Source organism: Pseudomonas sp. LBUM1653, assembly GCF_059716115.1.
In genome coordinates, this window is record NZ_CP166803.1 from 694,527 (window position 1) to 716,926 (window position 22,400).

General features: G+C 61.9%; 22 protein-coding genes. 10 read left to right on the forward strand and 12 right to left on the reverse strand.

Annotated elements, in window-relative coordinates:
* The first annotated feature begins 232 nt into the window (after positions 1–232).
* On the forward strand, positions 233–1,561 hold the full coding sequence (locus ACA054_RS03085) for a contractile injection system protein, VgrG/Pvc8 family (protein ID WP_497688139.1): 1,329 nt from the start codon (positions 233–235) through the stop codon (positions 1,559–1,561).
* Positions 1,558–2,355: a DUF4123 domain-containing protein gene (locus tag ACA054_RS03090; protein ID WP_497688140.1), complete on the forward strand. Its 798-nt coding sequence runs from the start codon at positions 1,558–1,560 to the stop codon at positions 2,353–2,355. The genes ACA054_RS03085 and ACA054_RS03090 overlap by 4 nt, the downstream gene beginning before the upstream one ends.
* Before the next feature lie 24 nt (positions 2,356–2,379).
* Here the strand turns inward: ACA054_RS03090 and ACA054_RS03095 are convergent, their stop codons facing one another.
* Together ACA054_RS03095 and ACA054_RS03100 are read right to left on the reverse strand one after the other, a co-directional pair.
* The gene (locus ACA054_RS03095) at positions 2,380–3,726 is read right to left on the reverse strand and encodes an MATE family efflux transporter (protein ID WP_497688141.1); all 1,347 of its coding nucleotides are present in this window, start codon (positions 3,724–3,726) and stop codon (positions 2,380–2,382) included.
* 70 nt (positions 3,727–3,796) lie between these two features.
* Positions 3,797–4,090, reverse strand: coding sequence for a hypothetical protein (locus ACA054_RS03100; protein WP_497637791.1), 294 nt, complete (start codon positions 4,088–4,090; stop codon positions 3,797–3,799).
* 208 nt (positions 4,091–4,298) lie between these two features.
* On the opposite strand from ACA054_RS03100, the gene ACA054_RS03105 reads away from it, so the two are divergent.
* The 5 genes from ACA054_RS03105 to ACA054_RS03125 all read left to right on the forward strand — a co-directional run bounded on the left by ACA054_RS03105 (position 4,299) and on the right by ACA054_RS03125 (position 8,878).
* Complete coding sequence (locus ACA054_RS03105; RefSeq protein ID WP_497688142.1) at positions 4,299–4,601, forward strand: MazG-like family protein; 303 nt, start codon at positions 4,299–4,301, stop codon at positions 4,599–4,601.
* Positions 4,601–5,350, forward strand: a complete 750-nt coding sequence (locus tag ACA054_RS03110) for a methyltransferase domain-containing protein (protein ID WP_497688143.1) — start codon at positions 4,601–4,603, stop codon at positions 5,348–5,350. The genes ACA054_RS03105 and ACA054_RS03110 overlap by 1 nt, the downstream gene beginning before the upstream one ends.
* A 12-nt stretch (positions 5,351–5,362) precedes the next feature.
* Positions 5,363–5,980: a DUF4136 domain-containing protein gene (locus ACA054_RS03115; RefSeq protein ID WP_497688144.1), complete on the forward strand. Its 618-nt coding sequence runs from the start codon at positions 5,363–5,365 to the stop codon at positions 5,978–5,980.
* A 55-nt stretch (positions 5,981–6,035) separates the two neighbouring features.
* Positions 6,036–6,596: a DUF4136 domain-containing protein gene (locus tag ACA054_RS03120; RefSeq protein ID WP_497688145.1), complete on the forward strand. Its 561-nt coding sequence runs from the start codon at positions 6,036–6,038 to the stop codon at positions 6,594–6,596.
* A gap of 314 nt (positions 6,597–6,910) precedes the next feature.
* Positions 6,911–8,878, forward strand: a complete 1,968-nt coding sequence (locus tag ACA054_RS03125; RefSeq protein WP_497688146.1) for a pilus assembly protein TadG-related protein — start codon at positions 6,911–6,913, stop codon at positions 8,876–8,878.
* Here the strand turns inward: ACA054_RS03125 and ACA054_RS03130 are convergent.
* Both ACA054_RS03130 and ACA054_RS03135 read right to left on the reverse strand, forming a co-directional pair.
* A complete protein-coding gene (locus tag ACA054_RS03130) occupies positions 8,848–11,616 on the reverse strand; it encodes an ATP-binding protein (RefSeq protein WP_497688147.1) in 2,769 nt (922 codons plus the stop codon). The two genes, ACA054_RS03125 and ACA054_RS03130, sit on opposite strands and share 31 nt — an antisense overlap.
* Positions 11,613–12,053: a TadE/TadG family type IV pilus assembly protein gene (locus tag ACA054_RS03135; protein ID WP_497688148.1), complete on the reverse strand. Its 441-nt coding sequence runs from the start codon at positions 12,051–12,053 to the stop codon at positions 11,613–11,615. The genes ACA054_RS03130 and ACA054_RS03135 overlap by 4 nt, the downstream gene beginning before the upstream one ends.
* A 74-nt stretch (positions 12,054–12,127) precedes the next feature.
* Between ACA054_RS03135 and ACA054_RS03140 the strand changes: the two genes are divergently transcribed.
* The 3 genes from ACA054_RS03140 to ACA054_RS03150 all read left to right on the forward strand — a co-directional run bounded on the left by ACA054_RS03140 (position 12,128) and on the right by ACA054_RS03150 (position 14,735).
* Positions 12,128–12,598: a prepilin peptidase gene (locus ACA054_RS03140; protein WP_497688149.1), complete on the forward strand. Its 471-nt coding sequence runs from the start codon at positions 12,128–12,130 to the stop codon at positions 12,596–12,598.
* A gap of 110 nt (positions 12,599–12,708) precedes the next feature.
* Entirely contained in the window at positions 12,709–13,491 is a 783-nt protein-coding gene (locus ACA054_RS03145; protein ID WP_497688150.1) for a response regulator transcription factor, read from the forward strand.
* Positions 13,492–14,378: 887 nt separating this feature from the next.
* Positions 14,379–14,735, forward strand: coding sequence for a DUF6124 family protein (locus ACA054_RS03150; RefSeq protein WP_497688151.1), 357 nt, complete (start codon positions 14,379–14,381; stop codon positions 14,733–14,735).
* A 140-nt stretch (positions 14,736–14,875) separates the two neighbouring features.
* Here ACA054_RS03150 and ACA054_RS03155 read toward each other — a convergent pair whose 3' ends face one another.
* The 8 genes from ACA054_RS03155 to cpaB are packed head-to-tail and all read right to left on the reverse strand — an operon-like array spanning position 14,876 to position 22,338.
* Entirely contained in the window at positions 14,876–15,151 is a 276-nt protein-coding gene (locus ACA054_RS03155) for a DUF3613 domain-containing protein (RefSeq protein ID WP_497688152.1), read from the reverse strand.
* Positions 15,152–15,162: 11 nt separating this feature from the next.
* Positions 15,163–15,849 (reverse strand): hypothetical protein, encoded by a 687-nt coding sequence (locus tag ACA054_RS03160; RefSeq protein WP_497688153.1) that lies wholly within the window; start codon positions 15,847–15,849, stop codon positions 15,163–15,165.
* Between the two features lie 10 nt (positions 15,850–15,859).
* Positions 15,860–16,738 (reverse strand): type II secretion system F family protein, encoded by an 879-nt coding sequence (locus ACA054_RS03165; protein ID WP_497688154.1) that lies wholly within the window; start codon positions 16,736–16,738, stop codon positions 15,860–15,862.
* Positions 16,739–16,746: 8 nt separating this feature from the next.
* Positions 16,747–17,631: a type II secretion system F family protein gene (locus ACA054_RS03170; protein WP_497688155.1), complete on the reverse strand. Its 885-nt coding sequence runs from the start codon at positions 17,629–17,631 to the stop codon at positions 16,747–16,749.
* A gap of 10 nt (positions 17,632–17,641) precedes the next feature.
* Complete coding sequence (locus ACA054_RS03175) at positions 17,642–18,922, reverse strand: TadA family conjugal transfer-associated ATPase (RefSeq protein WP_497688156.1); 1,281 nt, start codon at positions 18,920–18,922, stop codon at positions 17,642–17,644.
* Entirely contained in the window at positions 18,919–20,106 is a 1,188-nt protein-coding gene (locus ACA054_RS03180) for a CpaE/TadZ family protein (RefSeq protein ID WP_497688157.1), read from the reverse strand. The genes ACA054_RS03175 and ACA054_RS03180 overlap by 4 nt, the downstream gene beginning before the upstream one ends.
* Positions 20,103–21,365 (reverse strand): type II and III secretion system protein family protein, encoded by a 1,263-nt coding sequence (locus tag ACA054_RS03185; RefSeq protein ID WP_497688158.1) that lies wholly within the window; start codon positions 21,363–21,365, stop codon positions 20,103–20,105. Before ACA054_RS03185 ends, ACA054_RS03180 begins: the two co-directional genes overlap by 4 nt.
* 22 nt (positions 21,366–21,387) lie before the next feature.
* The gene (gene cpaB, locus ACA054_RS03190; protein WP_497688159.1) at positions 21,388–22,338 is read right to left on the reverse strand and encodes a Flp pilus assembly protein CpaB; all 951 of its coding nucleotides are present in this window, start codon (positions 22,336–22,338) and stop codon (positions 21,388–21,390) included.
* Between the last annotated feature and the right edge of the window lie 62 nt (positions 22,339–22,400).

Genomic DNA, 22,400 nt, shown 5'->3' on the forward strand with positions numbered 1-22,400 from the left:
GGTAAGCACTGCGCTCATCAGGTTGTCTGAAAATGTACCGTTTGCTGCGGAAATTTCAGATGACCTGGTGCGGCAATTCTCTTTTTTCCAGCGAAATGGACCGTGTCTCGGCCGTCCAAGGGATTTCGTCCTCTTTTCGCGTAGGTCTTTTCCTAAGTTGTACTTCGCCTCTCTACTCGGCCATGTCTCTCGGCGAGAATCCCCGGCTGTCCCTCCTGTAGAGAAAACGCCCATGGTCGATCCAGTCAACGAGCCGTCATTTCGTCTGGACGTAGCAGGTCTGTCCAATGCCTTCGAGGTTCTGTCCTTTGCCGGTAGAGAATCCATCAACGAGCCTTTCGTGTTCGACGTGGACCTGCTGATCGAAGACCCGACGCTCGACCTCGCCAGCTTGCTGTACCGTTCGGCCTCCTTGCTATTCGGGCCGGCGGGAAACGGCATTCATGGACAATTGCATGAGCTGGTCCAGCGTGACCACGGCCTGGGAATCAGGCTCTGTCAGGTTCGGCTGGGGCCGAAACTCGCCTGTTTGGCCCAGCGCTTCAGCCAGCGCATTTTTAGCGGCCGGTCGGTGCCGCACATACTTGATCAGGTGCTCAGGGAGCACGGCATTGTCGATCATGATCGGCGCTTTGAACTGGCTGGTGATTACCCGCCCCGTGATTTCTGCACGCAGTACCGGGAATCGGACCTGCAGTTTCTTCAGCGCTTGTGCGCCCAGGAGCGGCTGCACTATCACTTCGAACACCGGGATGACGGGCATTGCGTGGTGTTTGGCGAGGGGCCGGGGAATTTTCAGATCGCTGAAGCGGCGGTCTTCCGTGCGGCGGGCGGGCAACCGGCAGTGCGTCGTTTCGAGGTCAGGCGCAGCACCGATGGCGCGGCGCAGCGCGTGGAGTGTGGCACTGACCTGACAACGCTGCGCAGCGGCCAGTTCATGCCGCTGTCCGGGCATCCGGTTGGCGAATGGAATCACCTGTGGCTGTTGACCCATATCGAGCATCAAGGCGCTCAGGGTGCGAGCCAGACCTACAGCAACCAGGTGCGGGCGGAGCACTGGGTATTGCCCTTTGAAGCGACTCAGGTGGCAGTGAAGCCAAGGATGCACAGCTTGCAACGGGCATGGGTGGTCGATGTCAATGAGCCGCAACCTGATCCATCCAGGCAGGTGGCGGTGCAGTTTGACTGGCTTTATCAGGGGGAGGGCGCGGCATCCAGCCACTGCTGGTTGCCATTGGCTGACCCATTGAACGTTTCGGGCAGCCCCCGGTTGGCTGAAGGCACGGAGGTGGTGGTGAGCTTCACCGAAGGTGATCCGGACCGACCGTTGATTACCGGGTTTCTGCACGGCCCCGCCGGTGTCGAAGCTGACGAGGTGCAGAATCCTGCCACCACGGTTCTCGAAAATTGCCCGCGCGACGGTGTACAAGACTGGCTGTGTTCGGGCGAGCCCCTGATGTTGTTGTGCCTGCTGCCCGGTGGCGGCAGTTTCAATCATTGCGCACAAGCACTCTGCATCTGCCGCACAGCCACGCGCCTTGGCCAGAGCGGTGCGGCATGACCGCGGTACAGGTGCCCGATGCGAACCCGCAATGGTTGTTACTGGACATGCCGGGCGCACCGCAGGCGGGCGTGACCCTGCAAGACACGTTTGCCCATGCCCGTCGGTTCTGGTTGTTCGAAGACACTGAGTGGCAGGCAATGCAGGAGCAGGGGCCGCTACTCATCGATCTGCGGACCTGCCCGGCCCTGGCCGATCTGAATCGCGTCGACGGGCAACGCTGGCGCGGGTTGCTGATGTTCAGCGAGGCGTCGGCGTCGACATTGCTGGCGCATCTGCGCCGCATGCTCAGCGTCTCGTTCAACCTGCATCACCGCGCCTTGTTGAGTTACTACAACCCGAACACCGCCAGTTACTTTTTTGATGCCTGCGACGCCGAGGAACTCAGTCGCTGGTTGGGGCCGATCAGCCAGTTGCGCTGGTTCGGCGGAACCTGGGCGGATCGCGCGCTTGGCTGTGAGGGTTGGCAGCAGTTGCTCAACCCGGGGCTTGCCGTGCGCCCCCTGGCGGTCGATGAAGACCTCAGCCCCCGGCAGCGGGAAAAACTGCAAACCTGCCTGCTGGAGCAACATGCCTGGCGCTGGAGTAAATCCACGGGGGCTGATTTCACGCGTTTATGGACCCATCTGGAAGAGGGGCTGGCATTGGGTTTCAGCGAGCGCCCGGTGCTCGATGGCTGGATGTGGCTACGCTTGCAGTACCCCGACGCCTGTCTGGTACAGCCATTATCGGGGCATACCCAACAGGAACGCCTCGAAAGCTTGCGCAGCCAATGGCAGAGCGACTCACCCTGAACTGGCGCTGTAGACAGCGCCGGCTCAGTGAGCGCGGGCGAACCAGCCATCGTTCTGGCGCAGGCGCCAGGCAATCAAGCCGAGCGTCAGGCTGCGTAGCAACATGAACAGCAGGAAGGTTATCCACAAGCCATGGTTGCCCAATCCCTGCAGCGCCCAGGCGAACGGCACCAGTAATGCCACCGTCAGCAGCATGCCGTTGCGCATTTCCCTGGCGCGGGTGGCGCCGATGAACAGCCCGTCGAGCAGGTAGCTCCAGACCGCGATCAACGGCAGCACGGCAAGGTAGGGCAGGTACAGGAAGGCGGTGTCGCGCACGCTGGCAATGTCGGTTTGCATCTGGATGAACAGGTGTCCGGCAAACAGAAACAAGCCGGCAAAGCCCAGGCTCGCCAACAATGACCAGCCGCAGGCCACCACCAGGGAGCGCCGCAGGGCATCGCGGTCGCGAGCGCCGATGGCGTGTCCGCACAGGGCTTCCACGGCATGGGCCAGGCCGTCGAGCGCGTGGGCGGTCAGCAGCAAGCCGTTGAGCAGCAGGGCGTTGGCGGCAACGGTCGCATCGCCCAGCCGGGCGCCTTGCACGGTGATCAGGAAAAACACCGATTGCAGCGCCAGGCTACGGATGAAGATGTCGCGGTTGACCGCCAACAGGGGCCGCCAACTCTGCCAGAGTCCGAGAGCGGCCCAGACGATATGGCCGGGATAGGCGCGCAGGGCCTGGCGGGTCAGCAACAGGCCGATCAACGCACCGGTCCACTCGGCGATCACCGAAGCCCGGGCCGCACCCACCACCCCCCATTCCAGGCCAAGGACAAACCACAGGTTCAGGGCAATGTTGACCAGGTTGGTGCTCAACAGGATCACCAGCGGCGCACGGGCGTTCTGCGTGCCGAGAAACCAGCCGACCAGCGCATAGCTGGCCAGGGCCGCCGGCAGGCCGAATAGCCGCGTATGGAAAAATTCGCGGGTCATCTGGTCCAGTTCCGCCGACGGTTGCATGAAGTGCAGCGCAACCCCGCTCAACGGCACGCCCAAGATGCCCAGGACCACCGCCAGCCCCATGGCCAGCAGCAGACCCTGTAACAGAATCTGCCGTAACGCCGCGCCATCCCCGCGCCCCGCGGCCTGGGCGGCAAAACCGGTGGAGCCCATGCGCAGAAAACCCATGGCCCAGGCGAGGAAGGTATAGAGGCTGGCCCCGACTGCCACGGCCCCGAGCTGGTGAGCGTGGGGCAGGTGGCCAATGACGGTGCTGTCGACCAGCGCCACCAGCGGTACGGAAATGTTCGAGAGAATCATCGGCGCAGCCAGCGCCCAGACCCGACGATGGGTTGGACGGTCGCGCCAGTCGGCGATCAGGTTGGACATGCAGGCTCCTTGGGGAGCAGGCATTGTAGCGACACATTTGGAATCTACGGCGATCCATGTGGAGGGTGTGTCAGTGCATGATCCAGCTGAGCAACCACAACCCCAGCATCAACCAGATGATCCCCATGATGATCGACGCATTCATGAAGGCTCGGATCGCCGACCACAACAGTACCAACCCGACGACCAGGGTGATGATGCTGATGATCGACGTGTCCATGCCCAGTGCCTGGGACAAGCCTTCGATAAAATGACTGCTGGCTCGACTCACCAGTTGGAACAGACCGCTGAGGCCGTCAACGATGAAGCGAATGACTGAACCGAGAACCTGGCCAAGCCATTCGAAAAAACCTTCTACCTGCATGGAATGAACGTCCTGATCAAAGAGAGGCATGGTTGCCGGATTTTAGCCTTGGGCTATCGACCTCGGTGCCGAGTTCCCTGTAGGAGCTGCCGAAGGCTCGGGCCGCGTTCGGACGATCTTTTGATTATGGTGCAAAGATCCACGTCACACTCGCACGCTTGCCTTCCCCCGCCATCCCCCCGAAGCTATACGCCTTCAGGAGAGCCCGATGAACCTTGTTGAACTGACCGAACGCCTGCACGCCATCCGTGATCGCAATGACTGGCGGCAATTTCACAGCCCGAAAAACCTGGCCATGGCCGCGAGTGTCGAAATGTCCGAGCTGGTGGAGATTTTCCAGTGGCTGAGCGAAGACCAGTCTCGCCAGCTGTCGGCCGACAAGCTGGCCCATGCCGGCCAGGAAATTGGCGATATCGTGCTCTATCTGTTGTTGCTGTGCAGTGAACTGGGGCTGGACATGAATGACGTTGTGCGCAGCAAGCTGGCGGACAGCGAGCGGAGGTTCGGCTGATGAGCGACCGTCATTTCGATCAACTGGCGACACGCTTCGCCGAAAAAATCTACGGCGGCGCCAAAGGCGCGATTCGTCTGGCGGTGCTGCAGGCCGATCTGGCCGAAGCCCTGCCGGACCGGCCGCTGCGGGTGCTGGATATCGGCGCCGGCCTTGGCCACATGTCGTTGTGGCTGGCCCAACGTGGCCATCAGGTGACCTTGGCCGAACCCGCCGAACCCATGCTCGAAGGCGCCCGCCAGCGCTTTGCCGACGCGGGACAGACTGCGACCTTTATCCAGGCACCCTGGCAGGAACTGCTCGGTCAGCTTACCGAGCCCTACGACCTGGTGCTGTGTCATGCCGTGCTGGAATGGCTGGCCGAGCCGCACGCCATCCTGCCGGTACTGCATCAGTTGACCAAGGCCGACGGCTGGCTATCCCTGGCCTTCTACAACCGCGATGCACTGATTTACCGCAACTTGCTCAAGGGCCATTTCCGCAAGATGCGCAAGAACGACATGGCCGGCGAGAAGCAGAGCCTGACCCCGCAACAGCCGCTGGATCCACGAGAGTTGGCCACGCAACTTGAGGGGCTGTGGCAGGTCGAAAGCCAGAGTGGCGTGCGGGTTTTTCACGATTACATGCCGGTGGAGTTCCAGGCCCGCGCCGATCTGTCGGACCTGCTCGAAATGGAGCTGGCCCATCGTCGCCATCCAAGCTTTGCCGGGCTTGGGCGTTATCTGCACTGGATCTGTCGGCCGGTCTGATCGGAGTTCGAAATGAAAAGTCGTTCAGGGTTGCTGTTGATCTGCCTGGGCCTGGCGGCCTGCCAGGGCAGCAATCCATACGTGGCGAGTTCCAGGCCCTTGCCGCCAGCGCCACCCCAGGCGGCCACTACCTTTGATCGCAGCGCTTACCCGGCGCCAACCCGAGGCTACGGGCGTTATCGCAGCTGGGCCTGGCTCAACGGGCAAATGCCGCCGGGCACCGCGTGGGCGGACTCGGCGCAGGTCGCCGAAGCCGTCAGCAGTGCGCTGGATCAACGCGGCCTGCGGCCCCTGCATGACAATCGGCCGGCGGACCTGTTCGTCAGCGCTGACCTGCGTCTGGAAACCCGCTTGCGTCAGGTCCGGGACGACTACGGGTACTACGGCGGTTACGGCGGCTACGACCGCTATGGCTATGGCCCGGGTTACGGCATGTACGGCAGCACGCCGATTGTGCGGACCTATGAGGAACAGGTCGTGGTGGTTCACGTCGACCTGTTCGACGCGCAAGACGGTGAACCGGTCTGGAGTTCCAGCGCCGAAACCAGCAACCGGGGCAGCCAGAGCGAGCGAGTCGACGCCATACGGGAGGCTGTAGAAAAGGCAATGTCGGCGTATCCTCCTAATTAGCTTCTTGTAGTCAAGAAGCATTTCGCAGGTTCATGTCTTCTACCGGAGAATCATCATGTTCCGCCGTCTCGCTTTACTGGTAGTAGCCGTGCTGCTCAGTGCCTGCGCCGCCAACCAGGTCAATCATGACTTCGACGCCAGCCGCGATTTTGCCGCGTATCACAGCTGGAGCTGGAAAGAACCCGCGCTGCAATACCGTCCCGATGACCCCAGGATCAAGAGCGACCTGACCGAACAGCGCGTGCGCGAATCGGTGGTCGATCAGCTCGAACAGCGAGGCTTGCGCCAGGCGGGAACTGGCGCCAAGGGGGACTTGAGTGTGCAGGCGTACCTGATTGTCGAAGATCGCCAGCAACAGGTAACTACCAACTACGGCGGCGGTTGGGGTTACCCTTGGTACGGTTACTATGGCGCGCCGATGTACAACGAAACCCGCCTGGTGTCCTACAAGGTAGCGACGATCCAGATCGACCTGCTCGACGGCAAGGACGGCAAGCTGGTATGGCGCGGCAGTGACGAGCAGATACTCAGCCGCACCCCGAATCCGACGGATCGCAGTAATGCCATACACGAAACGGTCACGCAGATCCTGGCCAACTATCCACCCCGCCGATAAAAACACATCCCCCCCCTCTGTAGGAGCGAGGCTTGCCCGCGAACCATGCGCCTCGGTGTATCTGTCGCACCGCGTTATCGTTCTTCGCCTGTAGGAGCCAGGCTTGCCGGCGAACCAGACGCCGCGGTGTGTCTGTTGCACCGCGTCATCGTTCTTCGCCGGCAAGCCTGGCTCCTACAGGTGAACCATTCAACGCGGTGTGTCAGGCGTGACGTCTGTAATAGCGAGTTGCCAGCAGTCGTGCCATCCCTTGTCTACACTGCTTTACACCCACGGAGGTCACGTTCGGCAGTGCGCCGGCAAAGGAGTGCGCGATGTCGCCCCGCATGCAGTTTCGCGGCCCGGCCAGGCAAAAGGGAGCAATTGGCTTGATGGCGGCGGTGACATTGGCGATGGCGCTGGCGTTCATGCTGGTGGTGATCGACAGCGGTCGGCTCTACCTGGAAAAACGCAACCTGCAGCGCATCGCCGACATGGCCGCGCTTGAAGCCGCCACACGGGGCGGGGATTGTTCCACCGCGGCAACCGCGACCAGCTATGCCACCGCCAGCGCCCAGCGCAACGGCTTCGCCTTGCCCAGCGACGGGCGCGCACTGGCGGTTAGCTGCGGTGCGCTGACCCTGGATGCCAACAGCCTTCGGACATTTGCCGTCGACCCTGGCAAAAGTGAAGCGATCCAGGTCATCGCCAGTCATGTCGTGCCGCAAAGTTTTGCTGGCGGCATCGGCGCATTGTTCGGCGGTGCATCTGCGAGCTCAACCCTGACCATGAAGGCAACGGCGGTCGCCGCGCTGCCGCCGCCGCTGGCAGCACTGACCATCCGCAGCACCGCGCTGGCATTCGATACCAGCAAGGCCGCCATCACCAGCTTACTGTTCGGTGGCTTGCTGGGAGGCAACGTGACCATTACCGCCGCAGGCTGGAATGGCCTGGTTAATAGCAACCTCAGCCTGCTCAGCTACCTCAATCGATTGAAAGTCGACCTCGGCCTGACCGCCGCAGGCTATGACCAGGTGCTGACCAACAGCATCAACGTCAGCCAGTTGATCCAGGGCGCCATTAATGTCCTGGACCCCAATGGCACTCTGGCGGCGAGTGCCACGATCGTCAGCCTGAAGGCGCTGAAGGTGGCGGCCGGTACGACCTGCGTCGTGCTGGGCGACTTGTTGCACGTCGAAAGTGGCAGTGACATCTCGGCCCTGGCGGTTAACCTGAAAGCCTTCGACCTGATTGAAGGCGTCGTGCAGTTGGCCAACAAGAAAAACGGCCTGGTGGCGACCCTGCCGATCAACCTCTCGGGCCTGGCACAGATCACCGCCCAGGTGCAGGTGATGCAGCCGCCGCAACTGTCGGCCGTGGGCAATCCGAAAAAGGCAGCCTTGGCACCCTTGGGACCTGACCGGATCTATGTTCGAACCGCCCAGGTCAAGACGTTGTTGTCGATCAACCTGCCGGCGCTGGACGCCATCACTCCCCTGGTCAATGCAGTACTGGACCTTGCTACGTCGCTGACCGACTTTCTGAAAGACCTGCTGGGCCTGCAACTGCACAAGTTGCTGACCTGCGGCTTGGGTGCACCCTGTGACACGACGGAAGTCAAGTTCTTGCCGTCACCCATACGGCTCGATGTCGCCCTGGAGGTGGGCGGTGCCTGGAGTTATGTCACGGCCTACAGCTGCATAAGCGCGACGAACAAAAGCCTGACGACCAACACCACGACTACGCTCATCGGACTGAAAATCGGACAGATCACCCCCGCGGATGTGTTTGGCTCCGCCACGGTCCCGCCCACCAACGTCGTGAACCCGCTACAAGTCATTTATGTCGGCGTGCAGACCTGCAACCGGCTGCTGTTTTTACCGGCGGTCTGTTACAACCATCGGCCGAGCGGCGGCATCGGCATCCAGGTCAATACCTCGGTGGCGCAAAACGCCAACATGCCCCATGTGTATTCCGCACCCGCCGCTGCCAATCTTCCGGAAATCAACCAGCCACCGTTTTTCTACGCCTACACCACCAACAACATCGTCAACAGCCTGAGCACCACCGTCAGCAACCTCGGCGTGAACATGTATGGGCTGTCGGGCAGCATCATCGGCGGCCTGGGGAGCCTCTTGAACGACGTCACCACCGCCCTGGTCAATGCGATCAATACCGTGCTCAGCCCGCTGCTGGACATACTGATCAACACGTTGCTGGCGAGCTTGGGCATCGACTTGAACAAGGTCGAAGTCGGAGCCAACCTCAGCTGTCACACCGGTCGCGCGTCGCTGGTGATCTGATCGTCGGGCACAATCGGCAGCTCGATGCAAAACCGCGCCCCCTCGGCCGAGTTGCTGACACTGAGTGTTCCACCCATGTTCTGCACGATGCCATAGCTCACCGACAACCCCAGCCCGGTGCCGACGCCCACGGGCTTGGTGGTGAAGAAGGGCTCGAAGATCCGCTCCAACAGGCGCGGATCGATGCCGCCGCCGTTGTCTTCAACCCACAGCCGTACAGCGTGTTCATCGCGTTCGGCGTACACCGCGATCCACGGCTTGAATTGCCCGTCGGCCTCACGCTTGCCGAGCAGCGCGTCCCGGGCGTTGACCATCAGGTTGATCAACACCTGTTCCAGCTGATCGACATGCCCGCGCACCTGAATCGCAAAAGCGCTTTCGCTGACCCGCAGCTCCACGCCTTTGCCGCGCATCCCCTCGGCCAATAGCGACAACGTGCCTTCGATAGCCTTGGCCGGGTTGAACGGGTGCTGTTCGATGTCCGAGCGACGGCCGAACACGCGCATGTGGTCCACGACCCGCGCGGCGCGCTGGACCTGAGCGTCGATGCGGTTGAGCTTGTCGGTCAGGTAATCGATCTGTACATCGCCATTGCCCAGGCGCTTGAGCACATTGATGATCGCCATGCGCATCACGTTCAGCGGCTGGTTGATTTCATGGGCCAGGCCGGTGGCCATCTCGCCCAATGTGGCCATTTTCGCGCTTTGGGTGAGTTGTTGCTGGGCGCGCCGAACTTCGGTGTTGTCGCGGCCCACGGCCTGGACTTCCAGCAGACGGCCGTGCTCGTCGAACACCCCGCGATCCGACCACACCCACCAGGCGTGTTCCCGGCCGGGCAACTGCAGGTTGATTTCCGCCGTGCTCACCGGGAACTCCGGGCTCAATTGGCTCAGGCGCTGAAGGAAGGACTCGCGCTGCTGCGCCGACATCCAGCTACCCAGGTTCACCCCCGGCAACCCTTCGGGCGAACATTCCAGATACGTCGCCAGCGGCCGGTTGCCGAAGGTCAGGGTCAGGTCCGGACGGTAGCGGCAGATCATGGCCGGCGAGTCCTCCACCAACATCCGGTAACGCTCTTCGCTCTGCTTGACGTGCTCGGCCGCCAGCGTCGCTTCGGTGACGTCCAGCCACAGGCCGACGGCTTCGACCGGCAAACCCAGGTCATCGCGCAGCAACCTGGCTTCGTCGAGCAGCCAGTGGTAATCGCCACGACTGTCGCGCAGCCGATACCGTGCGCGTGCCGAACCTTCGCGCAGCAGCAGACGGGTGCGTTCGAAATAGCGCTCGCGATCCTCGGGGTGAACGCGATCGACCAACGCCGCACCGGCGCAATCGGCGAGCGTCCAGCCCAGTAAGGGTTGCAGGCTGTCGCTGAAGAAGGTGGGTTGCAGCGCACCTTCGACATAGCGCTGCACGTAAATCACCGCGGGCGAACTGGCGATCAGATTGTCCAGTCGCGCATGGGCGGCAGCGGCGAGTTGCTCCTGGTTCTTGATGTCGCTGATGTCGAGCATGAATCCTACCAGGCGCCGTTGGCTGCCAACGCCCAAGGCCTGGCCTTGCAAGCGATACCAGACCGCTGGAGCGTCGCCGTCGACGCGTTGCAGGCGCACGCATATCAGCAATGGCGTGCCGTCGTGCTGCAAGTCCTGCAGGCGGCTGCGCAACTCTTCGCGATCGGCGGGGTGCACCTGGGTGAGCCAGTCGTGCAACGGTAAACGTTCCTGGTCAAGGTTCAGGGCGCGGGTCAGGGAGGGGGCCAATTGCACCTCGGCGCTGTCGCTGAACATTTCCCACCAGCCGGTGCCGAGCAAGGCCTGCAACGACTCCAGGCGTTCCAGCTGCAGCTGGTGTCGATGTTCGCGCAAGCGTTCCAGCAAGGGGCCGGCGAGCGCGGCGGCGAACTGCAACCAGTCGCGCTCGCTGGCGTCCGGGGCGTGTTGATGGGCCGGGTCACAGCCACAGAGCAACCAGGCCACCACGCCTTGAGCGTCGTGATAGGGCACGGCGAAACCCTCGGCATTGCCAAAGGTGCCTTGCAGGCGCGGGTGCTCGGCCAGGTTCAGGTGATACGGCGTGGAGCCGTTCAAGCTGTCGAGACCGGTGCCCAGGCGCTGACCGTTGTGCCACAGGCTGGGCACGTCGAAATCGGCATAGTGCTGGTGTACCTGCCAGCCCTGCTCCTGCTCATCGAGCAATGCCAGGGCGATACAGGGAATGTGAAAGCGTTGGGCCAGCGATTGCAGTTGGTCGACCAGCACGTCGGGCAAGCGCGTCAGGCTGCACAGGCGCAACTGCTCACCGATCTGTGCCGCGAGCAATTGGCACTGCTCGCGCAGGCGCGCTTGTCGGCGTTCTAACAGCAAGTCGCCGATGTCCAGCAACTGCAGCAACCAGGCGTCGGCCATTGGCTGGACCCAGCCACGCAGGTGCAGAGGCTGACCGCTGAGGCTGTAGAAATCCAGGTCCAGGTGCTGGCCCTGCCAATCGGCGGGCGATCCCTCGATGGCGAGGCTGCAATGGGGCAAGAGAAAATCCTGCAGATGCGCAAGCTGTGCCCTAGGGACCTGCTGGGCCAGCAAGTGCCGCAACGGGCCGGTGAGGTGCAACACCTGTCCCTGGGCATTGAGCTGTATCTGTAAGCCGACGCTGAGCATGCCCGAGGGCTGCGCGATTTCCGGGTGCGCGGGCGGATGGCGATTGAGCAGACGCCCGAAGAGTTTATCCCCGGCACTCAAAATTGCAGACTCGAACTGGCAGTGAGCGTCGCCGGCAAATTCGGTACGGGGCCAAGCCCCGGCAGGTTAAGAAACGGAATCACCGCGCCCAACTTTTGCGAGGGGTAGTGGATGACGACCTTCAACACGCCGCCCGTATAGGTGGTGGTTGTGTCGGCGGCGACATCGAAATTCAGCCCGGCGGGAATCCACGCCAACTGACGGGTCAGTTCCAGCTTGACGATGTTTTTCAGCGCGGCCTCGTAACCTGGCATGCTCGGGTCCAGAGCCACGCTACGACGCACGGCTTCGGCGGTCGACTGGTTGAACGACTGCATCAGCAACAGCGGCAGGCTGTACGCGACAATCGCGTAGAACACGGCGAAAAAGATCACAAACACCAAGGCAAACTCAATCGCGACGGCACCTTTTTGCTTGCGTGGGAGGTTGGTTTTCATGAGTGCGTCTACCCTGACATCACGAGGTAATGTCAGCATAGAATCATTCCGCCATAACGGACGTTTTTTACCGGATGCAGAGCTTTGTCCTATTGATCTGGCTGACGCTATGCGCAGCGCAAGATGCCCGGGAGCGGCACATCGCCAATCGCCTGACCCTGGGAGTCGGGGCGCTGGCCCTGGCGTATCTGCTATGGAGCGGAACCACCTGGATGGGCGCGACAGCCGAGCAGGGCGGTTGGGCTGCGTTGTTGGCCCTGGCCTTTACCTTGCCTGGCTACGCGATGCGTCGCCTGGGCGCCGGGGACGTCAAACTCATGACCGCCCTGGGGCTTGCGACCGATGGTCGGCATGTGTTGGGCGTATTTATCGGCGCCGGCCTGGCCAGTGCCTGTTGGTGGCTGCTGGCGCCAAGAGTCTGGCTTCATATCAGTCAAGGGCTTAGAAAACGCCTGTGTTACCTGGAGCCCGGTTTGTCAAAGAAACAACCTTTTGCACCCTTCTTGTTGGTGGGGCTGTTGCTGACATTTGCCTGGCTCGGCTAGTCATCCGTTTTTGTACAGCGGCGAAAGAGCGACTACTTTCATACAGACGTTGCACAGCTTCAGGCTGTCAGTAATGGGACGGTCAGTCCTTGCCTATCAGGGAGTTGCACGTGAACAAGCGTACTTCGGCAGTAAAAGTCCTTGTGGTCGACGATCAGCCCTTGATCGTTTCAGAACTTTGCGAATTTCTTGAGAGTAACGGCTACCGCTGCGTTCCCTGCGAATCCAGCCATCAGGCGATCGAACGATTCCAACACGACACGGACATCGGACTGGTCCTCTGCGATTTGCACATGCCTGGCCTGGACGGCATTCAAATGGTTCAGGAGCTGCAACGCCTGTCCGGCAAGCACCGGGCCTTCGAAGCCATCATGCTCACCGGGCAGGCGGACAAGCAGGATGTGATCAAGGCATTGCGCGCCGGCATTGCCGATTACTACCAGAAGCCGATTGATCTGGGTGAATTGCTCGAAGGCGTGCAACGCCAGGAAGTGGCACTGCAGGAGCGGCACAAGACGTTGCAGTTGGGGCATCTGAATCAGAAGCTGCAATACCTGTCGGAGTCGCTTGATGATTTGTATCAAGACCTGGACAGGGTTCGGCGTACACCGTTGCCGTCGGGTGCGGGTGAGGGCGCTGTCAGCGATACCGGGCGGGCCGAGATCCCGGCCATTTTCAATCAGTTGTCGCCACGCCAACTGGATGTGGCGCGGTTGGTAGGCAAGGGGCAAACCAATTATCAGATTGCCTGCGAGTTGGGCATTACCGAGAACACGGTGAAGTTGTACGTGTCCCAGGTGTTGCGGTTGACGCATATGCATAACCGTACGCAATTGGCGTTGGCGTTGACGCCGAGTAATTTGGGGATGCGGCATCGGGCGTCGACGAGCTGATCTCCGCTGTAGGGTTTTATGGGTGTACATATCCATTGCTGCGGTAACGGCCACTTATGGTTTCGCCCTTACGGCGAGTCCCTTTTGGCAAACGCCCCAAAAGGAACCAAAAGGTCTTGCCCCAGCGTCCGGCCCCTCGCTAAGGCTCGGGGTTCCTTCGCTCCGGCGTCCATCCGGGGACACTGCCCTCCGGTTGGCTTCGCTGCACCTACATGCAGCGTGTTCGACTGCGTCGAACGGCGCTGCGCGCCACTCCCCGGATAAACGCCTCCACTCAGCCTCCCGAAGGGGCCGGCAGATCAAGATCAAAAGCTGAAGGCGAGCTAACGCTCGGCCTGATGAGTGGTGAAGAGCGGAGGGTGTACACCGACCCACTGTGGGAGCGAGCCTGCTCGCGAAGGCGGCCTGCCAGCCGACCTGCATCTGGCGGATGTACTGGATCCCCTGTGGGAGCGAGCTTGCTCGCGATGGCGGCCTGAAGCCGACCTGCATCTGGCGGATGTACTGGATCCACTGTGGGAGCGAGCTTGCTCGCGAAGGCGGCCTGACAGCCAACCCATGTCGAGCAGGATCCCTCAAATCCGTGGGAAACATCCGACACGCTTTTCAGGTTGTCCGTCGGAAGCGCGATCTCTAGCCTTTGTCCGTCGCTGAAAAAATCAGTGATCGGGCTGTCGCGGCCTGTTCAATTTACTTGGTGCATAATCCTCCGCCTAACTAGAGCGCTTCGGTGCTTGTTGTTTGGTTTAATGGTGGCTGTGCGCGGGATACCTTTGGGTATGCCGGGTTTTCCAAGTAGCTCGGTCCGCGACCCCGCGTACAGCTGCCACCCTAGATCGCTGTCGCGGCGATCGGTAGCAGCTCTATTTCATACTTGGAGCTTCACCATGATCAAACCCACCCCAAATCCCCCCGCAACCGACGACGTTTCACCCTACCAATCCCCCAACTCAAAAACCCTCCACGAAGCCGCCGACCGCGCCCTCGATCACTACCTCAATCCGCTCAAGACACCTGTCGTGCGAAAGCCCAGCACGATGTTCGTCATCTCTCCCGATATCGATACCGAAACCCTGCTGGCCCACGCCTGTGAATCCCTTGCGTCGGCGAGTGTCATGGCCAATGACTTCGCGGCGTTTCTGGACGGGTCGCAGCGCAACACGCTGCTGGGGATTGCCCAAGTGATCATGCTGGGTGAGCTGGCGGTAAATCGGGCACTGGACAACCTCGACCCGCAGCAATAACGCTAACCCCCCCTGTAGGAGCGAGCATGCTCGCGAAAAACTCGAGGGCGCCGCGGGGCATCTGGTTTCCAGTGTCATCGTTAACGACCATCGCGAGCATGCTCGCTCCTACAGGGGGCGATGCGGTTCAGGCGCAATCGCTATTCCCCCGACCCACTGTCCACTTTCCCTCCCGCATCCTGATCAAAGAACTGCGGAATCTCATGCTGAAAGCTTTTCAGCCAGCGCTGCATCGCCAGTTCGCGCTCGGTTGCGCTGGCGGTTTGCGGCTTTGTGGAGGCGGCGGTGTTGCTGCTTTGCAGTTGCAGCCAGCCTTCGGTTTCCTGTTGTTGTGGCGAGGCAGGGCCGGCGTCGATGGCGTGGGCGGCAAGTGGTAGGGTCAGCAAGCCGAGACAGTAAAGGGTGGTCGGTTTCATCAGGGTTCTCCCTACTGAACGGCGGCGACGGTGGGACCGGCCTTGCCGGGTGACTTGAGCTTCTCGGCGCGGGCCTGGGCCTGAGTGACTTGTGCCGGTTTCAGTCCAAGGCGGCTGACCAGCTCGGCGGCGCGGTTCCAGTCGTCCTGGTAGATCAACAGGGTCACCAGGTTCATGGCGGCCAGCTGGTCGCTCTGCTTGAGTTCGATGGCGGTGAGGAATTCGAATTTGGCGTCTTCGATGCGCAATTGATTGAGGTACACCACGCCCAGGTCGTTGCGGATTTTTTCGTCGGTGGGCGCCAGGCGGGCGGCCCGTAGAAGGTGCGCCTGGGCCAGGCCATTGTCGCCTCGGGCGGCGGCGAGTTGGCCCAGGCCGTGCTCGGCTTCGGCGGCCAGGCAGCCGCCGAGCAGGCTGCGGTACAGCGGCTCGGCTTCACTGCGGTCCAGCAGGCGATACACCTTGGCTTTGCGCAGGCGCACATCGGCAAAATTGTCCGGCAGGCTCTGCAGGTTGGCGAGGCTGGCGTGCAGCTTGCCGTCATTGGCCATGTCATCGGCGAGGTTCAGCGACAGCTGTTGTTCGGCGTTCAACTTGCCGCAACTGGCGGTGCTGGTCAGGGCACTCCAGGGTGTCTGTCCGTTGCTCGCGCAACCACCCAGCATCAGCAGACAGAAACCTGCAATCATTGCTTTCATCACGATTCCTCTAAGAAGCAAAAGCCCGGGCGAGGGCGGTGAAACCCGGGCCCGCCAGTACGATCAATAACGCCGGGAAGAGGAACAGCATCATCACGACGGACATTTTCGCGGACATCTTGGAGATGTATTCCTGTAGGCGCGCCAGGCGTTTGTCATCGAGCAACAGTTTGAGCGCCAGCAGGGATTTCATCGCACCGCCACCCTGATGGATCAGCTGTTGCAGGATCACGCAGGTGTCAGTGAATTCGTCGACCGCCAGCAAGCGGGTGGCCTTGTTCAGTTCATCGCCCAGCTCCAGGCCCGAGTCGACGCGGGCCAGCACCAGACGTAGCTCGTAGGTCAGCGTGGGCATCAGTTGTTTGCCTTCATTGCTCAAGACGCGCAGCGATTGCTCCACGGCCATGCCCGATTCGAACAGGATGCGCAGCAACGGAATGAAGGTGGAGATTTCCAACGCCAGTTTTTTTTGCCGATGGTGTGCGGCGGCGGCCAGCAGGCGCTTGGGCAGCAGATAACCGATGCCCAGGGCGAACGCCGGGACCAGCCACGGGTGAGTGACCTGGGGGAAGAACAAGCTCTGGACCAGCGCACTCAATGCCAGCGCCAGTACCGGGACGCCCACCTGCAAGGCGGCGAACAACGCCCGTTGCCGCGCGGTACGCCAGCCCAGGCGGTTGAGCAGCGTCTGGGTTTCGTTGTCGAGCTTGACCGACTGCTGGCCGACCCGGCTCGTGCCCAGTGCGTGCAGCCACTGGCTGAAGCGGTTTTCGCTCGGCGTTTTACCGTCCAGGCGCTGCACCACCTGGCGGGCACGCCGACGCATTTGCACGATGACGCCGACAAACAATCCGCATGCCAGCAGGAACAGCAGCGAGCTCAGCAGCATGGACGGGTTCATAGGCTGCGCAACATCCGCCACAGCGCCACGCAGCCGAACACCTGGAGGGCGAGTGCTCCCACCAGCATCGACTGCCCCGAACTGTCGTTCCACATGCCCATCAGGTACTTCGGATTGGACACCAGGATGTAGCCGGCGAGTGCTACCGGCATCAGCGCCAGGACCACCGCCGTGACCCGGGTTTCCCCGGTCATGGCGCTCAATTGGCGAGCCGCCTGTTCACGTTCGCGAATGATCTTGATCAGATTTTCCAGCAGTTCACTGGCGTTGCCGCCGTAGCGGTGATTGACCTTCAAGCCGAGGGCAAACAAGCGAAGTTCGTCCTTGTCGTAGAGTTCTGCAAAGTCCGAGGTGGCGTCCGGCAGGCTGATGCCCATGTGCACCTGGCGTTGCACGCGGCCCAAGGCATTTTTCAGCGGGTCTTCGGCGGCGTCGACGGCGCCCAACACCGCATCGGCCAGGGTTCGGCCGGACTTCAGGCTGCGCACGCTGTGATCGAGTAGCGCTGGCAATTGTTCGATCATGCGCTTGAGCCGGCGCTGGTAACGCCAATCGACATACAGACGCAGGAGCAGGGGCGGCAACAGCAACAGGGCGAGCAAGCCCAGCCAGCCGCCGCCGATGAACCCGAGCAAGACACTCAAGGCCCACAGCGTCAGCCACACACCCAGGCGTTCGGTGGGCCGCCCGAGGCCGGCGCGCAAAAAGGCGCGCTCCAGTCCCGTCCAGGGTGTTTTGCGCACCACCCGCTCCGGTTGCCCTTGGCTCAGACGCTCCAGCACGCGCTGGGTGCCGGGTTCGCGCAAGCCGCGAGCGAGCAGGCGGGCCGATAGCCCCAGCAACGCCAGGCAAACAAGGATGAGCAGCAGCGGTTTGAGCATACCGTGGCCTTCAATACGCCGAGGAAGAAAGCGCCGACTCGCGACGCAGTTTGTCACCGGCGGGGTTGACCGCCTCGCGCGTGAAACCGAAACCGCTGCGGCGGTCGAGGCGAAACAGCGTATTGGTGACGTACACGTCTTCACGGATGCCGATCACCTCGACCACTTCACTGACGCAGCGGCGGCCATCGGGCATGCGCGTCAACTGGATGACCACGTCCAGCGCCGCGCAGATCATCTGGCGCAAGGTCCGTTCGGCAATGCTGCGACCAGTCAGGCCGACCAGGGTTTCCAGGCGCAACAACGCATCCTGCGCGTTGTTGGCGTGCACGGTGCTCATGGATCCGTCGTGACCGGTATTCATCGCCGTCAGGACGTCGACCACTTCGACACCGCGGATTTCACCGAGGATGATCCGGTCCGGGCGCATCCGCAGGGCGTTGCGAATCAGGTCGCTGGCCTTCACCTCGCCATGGCCTTCGGCATTCGGCGGCCGGGTTTCCAGGCGCACCACGTGAGGGTGGCCCAGTTGCAGTTCGGCGACGTCTTCGATGGTCACCAGCCGTTGGTGGGGATCGATCAACTGGCTGAGAATGTTCAGCAGCGTGGTCTTGCCGGTGCCGGTGCCGCCGCTGATCAGAATGTTGCAGCGCTTGCCCACGGCCTCTTGCAGGAATTCGTAGATCGCCTGGTCGATGGTTTGGATGGCCATCAGGTCGGTGCTGTTGAGCATGTCCTGGCGGAATTTTCGAATCGACAGGCACGGGCCGTCGAGCGCAATCGGTGGAATGATCGCATTGACCCGGCTGCCGTCCGGCAGGCGCGCATCGACCATCGGCGAAGACTCATCGAGCCGCCGGCCCAGAGGTGCGAGGATGCGCTGGATGACGCGCTCGACATGGTGCGCATCGATGAAACGCAAGTCGCTCTGATGCAGTACGCCATCGCGTTCGATGAACACGCGGTGCGGGCCGTTGACCAGGATTTCAGTCACCGCCGAATCACGCAGCAGCACTTCCAGCGGGCCGAAACCTGTGAGTTCGTCGACGATCTCTTCGGCCAGGCGCTCCATCTCGTAGCGCGAAATCGCCAGGTGCAAGCGCGCGATGTATTCGGCCACTTTGTCGATGACGAACTGCGCCAGCACCTGGCGCGAGCCTTCCAGCAGGTTTTTCCCGGACTCCTCGATGGCATCGATGATGTAGCGGTGCAGCACCAGTTTCAGGCCTTCGTGGTCGGTATTGCCGGCCACCCCGCGGTGCGTTGCGCCGAACAGTTTTTCGCCGCTCATGGCGTACCTCTCAAACGGCTGAACCAGGACTTGGGTTTGGCCAGGCTTTCGGAGCGTTTGGCCAAGCGTTCGCCGAGGTTGCGCAGGCTTTGGGTGAGCACTTCCCGGGGGGCCAGTTCGAACAGGGTCACGCCCTGGTTCTTGGCGTTCAAGCGCACCTCGGGGCTATAGGCAAGGGTGGCGATGATCTCCATGCCGAAGCTTTTGCTCAAGGCCTCGGAGTCCGGCGCGACGCTGCGCAGGTAGCGATCCACCAGCAGCTTGGCGTGATCGAGTTTCATGCCTTTTTCGCGCCACAGATTCAGTACCGCCAGGTTGCGGCGGCAGTCGAGCACGTTCTGGTCGGTGTACCACAGCAGCTTGTCGCAATGGCTGACGAAAGTGCGCAGGGCTTCGCTGTCGGGCTGGCCGGTGAGGTTCACGACGATATGCTGGAAGTGCTGGCGCAGGGCGCTGAGCAGCATGTACAGCTCGGCGGCGCTGGTGTGTTCCAGCGGTTCATCGTGGGTGGCGTAGGCAAGGATCCGCAGCCCGGCTTCGCAACGGGTAAAGGCGCTGTCGATCAGCGTCGCGTCGAGGCGGCGCAAGTTGCGCAGTGCATCACCGAAATGAAACGAACTCTCCAGGCCCAGCAGGGCCAGGCTGTCACCCCGGGGCAGGCCGAGGTCGAGCAGCAGCGTTTGCTGACCGCTTTTTTGCACCACCTGCGCCATGTGGTTTGCCAGCAGGGCACCGTCGGCGTTGCTCTGCACCCCGTACAGTACGGTCAGGCCGCCCAGGTGAGTATTCGGCACCACCGGTGGCAGGCGTTTACTCTGGCGCCGCACCAGACCGGCGACTTCACTGGAGCGCGAGCCATAGGCCACGAAGTCCCGGGCCCCGGCGCGCATGGCGTTGAGTACCAGCTGGTTATCCATGCCGTCGCCCAACGCGACGATGGCCAGCCTCGGCTTGGCTTCCAGGGCGCCTTCAATCAGTGCGCACTGGGCCACTACATGCTCACGATCCAGGCCCACGAACACCAGGCCGGCCAGGGTCACGTCCACCAGCGCCAACAGCTCGTCGAGACTGCCGCCACCGGCACTGACCACTTGGCCCAAGGGGGCGAGCGCGCCTTGCAGCCATTCCAGGTCAGTGCTGTTGCGCGTGATCGCCAGGAAGGTCTGGCTCAGGTTCTGGCTCATTGCGATAACCCGCTGCGTTTATCGAAGTCGCCGTTTTCGAGGAAGTACAGGCGATACCAGTTGGGGTCGTAATTGCGCAGTTTTTCACCCGGCAGCGACGGCAGTTGCGCATTGGCCGCCAACGGCTGCACCAGGTGCGGCGTGACGATCATCAGCAGTTCCCGTTCTTCGCGATTGATCGAGGAGCTGCGAAAGAACGCGCCGAGGATCGGGATATCGCCCAGCCCCGGAAACTTGTCCACCTGCGAGGTATTTTGCGTGGTGATCAGGCCGCTGATGACGAAGCTTTCGCCATCGGCCAGGGAGATGCTGGTGTCGGTGCGGCGAATGGTGAACGCCGGCACCGTGGTGCCGCCGATGGTCACGGCGTTGTTGTAATCCAGTTCGCTGACTTCGGGAGCGACCTTGAGGGCGATCTGATCATTGCTGACCACCGTTGGCGTGAGCGTCAGGCGGATGCCGAATTCCTTGTATTCGATGGAATAGCTGTTGCTGTTGGCGCTGGGAATCGGGATCGGAATTTCTCCGCCCGCCAGGAAGCTTGCGCTTTGTCCGCTGATCGCCACCAGGCTTGGCCGCGCCAGGGTGTAGGCAAAGCCACTGCTTTCCATGGCATTGATGATGGCCAGGAAGTTGCCTCCGCCGGCGACGATGTTGAACATGTCGTTGGCCAACGGAATGCTCGGCACGGCAATACGCGGATCCAGGTTGCGCAACGGGAACACCCGGGGTGTCACCGCCGTATTGGGGACGGTGCCGGGGGAGCCGAACAGGAAGTTAGAGTTTTTGCCGTAGATCGAAGTACTGGCTTCTTTCAGCTTGGTGCGACTGACTTCGACGAAGCGGATATCGGTCTGCACTTGCGAGGGCAGCAACGGATCATCCGACGGTGACTGTCTGGCACTGGTCATGGCCGCCGTCGCGCGGCCCTGGACGAACACCATGCTTTGGCGCGGTGCGCTGGCACAGGCGGTCCAGACCATCAGGCTGGTGGCGCCGGCGCCCATGCCAGTGAGCAGGAAAGCCTGGTTGCCATTGACTCGCACATCGGCGATTTTCGGGTCGCCAACCGCGATCCGGGTGATTGCCACTGGTGATTGCACTTCCTGTTGCAGGCCTTCACCTACTTCCATTACTGCTGGCAGCGGGCCCAGCGCTGCACAACTACCGGTAGCAGCCATTGCTGCCGTCACCGGCATGCCGCTCAGCAAGGTGGCCCAGATCAAGCCGTTGAACAACGGCGTAATACGTCTGCGCATTTAAAGCGTTTCCTTGCTCGATTCAGGGGGACTTTTGCGTGGATTCGTTGCCGCGGATGACTTCCACACCCGACTGGCGCGGTGCGACTGCGCGACTGGCGACCAGAGGTCTGGGCGGCGCGGTCATGGCCAGTTGGTTGAACTGGATCAAGTCGCGATTGGCGTTGGCGATGTTGGCCGCTGAATCGCGTTCACCGGCCCAGTAACGAGCCAGGCGTTTTTCCTCGGCGCTGCGCACGGCCAGGCGCAACACCCCGGCCTGCGCCGCGAGCATCAAGCGGCTCAGCAGTTGTTCGGGGACCGCGAGCAGCACGGTGCGGGCGCTGGCGCGCTGTTGTTCCTGCCGGAGTTTTTCATCGTTGCCCTGGGCCGGGCTGGAGGGCTGGCCGTCGTTGGTCAAACCCATTTGCTCGCCTACACCCAGCACGCGCAAGGCCGGGACCACGAGCTGCGCCGAGGGCTGAAGATTGATGTTGTCCATGCGCAAGAACAGCAGTACATCGACATAGTCCCCCGGGGTCAATTGCCCGCCGGCATTGATCACTTCATCCACGGCGACGGCGAGCGCGCGCTCATCGGGCCGAATCATCCGCGCCAGCTTGCCCCCGGCTTCAAAGCTCTCGTCGTTGAGCCAGCTACCGGCGGTCAGGGCGCGCCAGGGCGTACGGCCAATGGCTTGATCGAGACGGGTCAGGCTGCCCACCGGGACGGTGCGCAGTTTTTCCAGGGCCACATCGGCGGCGGTGATTTGCACAAACGGCGCGATGTCATGTAGCAACACCACGATCGGTTGGCGCGTGTCTTCTACTGGCTGGGGAACAGTTGCGGGAGTTGCGGGTGTCGGGGGGGCGATCTCGACTTGCGCAATTGGAGCGACGGCCGGTTGACGGGTCAAGGTGAAGCCCCAATAACCGGCAATGACAGCGCCCGCCAGTGACAGTCCGGCAAGGCTGAGGATGACACGACTGTTCATGACGGCACTCCCTTTCCTGCTGCACAAAAAACTCGTTTTCCGCAACGAGACAACTACGCAAT

Excerpts from the sequence above, each read along its gene's own strand:
- ACA054_RS03085 (WP_497688139.1), top strand. The coding sequence starts at position 233 with ATGGTCGATCCAGTCAACGAGCCGTCATTTCGTCTGGACGTAGCAGGT.
- ACA054_RS03090 (WP_497688140.1), top strand. The coding sequence starts at position 1,558 with ATGACCGCGGTACAGGTGCCCGATGCGAACCCGCAATGGTTGTTACTG.
- ACA054_RS03095 (WP_497688141.1), bottom strand. The coding sequence starts at position 3,726 with ATGTCCAACCTGATCGCCGACTGGCGCGACCGTCCAACCCATCGTCGG.
- ACA054_RS03100 (WP_497637791.1), bottom strand. The coding sequence starts at position 4,090 with ATGCAGGTAGAAGGTTTTTTCGAATGGCTTGGCCAGGTTCTCGGTTCA.
- ACA054_RS03105 (WP_497688142.1), top strand. The coding sequence starts at position 4,299 with ATGAACCTTGTTGAACTGACCGAACGCCTGCACGCCATCCGTGATCGC.
- ACA054_RS03110 (WP_497688143.1), top strand. The coding sequence starts at position 4,601 with ATGAGCGACCGTCATTTCGATCAACTGGCGACACGCTTCGCCGAAAAA.
- ACA054_RS03115 (WP_497688144.1), top strand. The coding sequence starts at position 5,363 with ATGAAAAGTCGTTCAGGGTTGCTGTTGATCTGCCTGGGCCTGGCGGCC.
- ACA054_RS03120 (WP_497688145.1), top strand. The coding sequence starts at position 6,036 with ATGTTCCGCCGTCTCGCTTTACTGGTAGTAGCCGTGCTGCTCAGTGCC.
- ACA054_RS03125 (WP_497688146.1), top strand. The coding sequence starts at position 6,911 with ATGTCGCCCCGCATGCAGTTTCGCGGCCCGGCCAGGCAAAAGGGAGCA.
- ACA054_RS03135 (WP_497688148.1), bottom strand. The coding sequence starts at position 12,053 with ATGAAAACCAACCTCCCACGCAAGCAAAAAGGTGCCGTCGCGATTGAG.
- ACA054_RS03140 (WP_497688149.1), top strand. The coding sequence starts at position 12,128 with ATGCAGAGCTTTGTCCTATTGATCTGGCTGACGCTATGCGCAGCGCAA.
- ACA054_RS03150 (WP_497688151.1), top strand. The coding sequence starts at position 14,379 with ATGATCAAACCCACCCCAAATCCCCCCGCAACCGACGACGTTTCACCC.
- ACA054_RS03155 (WP_497688152.1), bottom strand. The coding sequence starts at position 15,151 with ATGAAACCGACCACCCTTTACTGTCTCGGCTTGCTGACCCTACCACTT.
- ACA054_RS03160 (WP_497688153.1), bottom strand. The coding sequence starts at position 15,849 with ATGAAAGCAATGATTGCAGGTTTCTGTCTGCTGATGCTGGGTGGTTGC.
- ACA054_RS03165 (WP_497688154.1), bottom strand. The coding sequence starts at position 16,738 with ATGCTGCTGAGCTCGCTGCTGTTCCTGCTGGCATGCGGATTGTTTGTC.
- ACA054_RS03170 (WP_497688155.1), bottom strand. The coding sequence starts at position 17,631 with ATGCTCAAACCGCTGCTGCTCATCCTTGTTTGCCTGGCGTTGCTGGGG.
- ACA054_RS03175 (WP_497688156.1), bottom strand. The coding sequence starts at position 18,922 with ATGAGCGGCGAAAAACTGTTCGGCGCAACGCACCGCGGGGTGGCCGGC.
- ACA054_RS03180 (WP_497688157.1), bottom strand. The coding sequence starts at position 20,106 with ATGAGCCAGAACCTGAGCCAGACCTTCCTGGCGATCACGCGCAACAGC.
- ACA054_RS03185 (WP_497688158.1), bottom strand. The coding sequence starts at position 21,365 with ATGCGCAGACGTATTACGCCGTTGTTCAACGGCTTGATCTGGGCCACC.
- cpaB (WP_497688159.1), bottom strand. The coding sequence starts at position 22,338 with ATGAACAGTCGTGTCATCCTCAGCCTTGCCGGACTGTCACTGGCGGGC.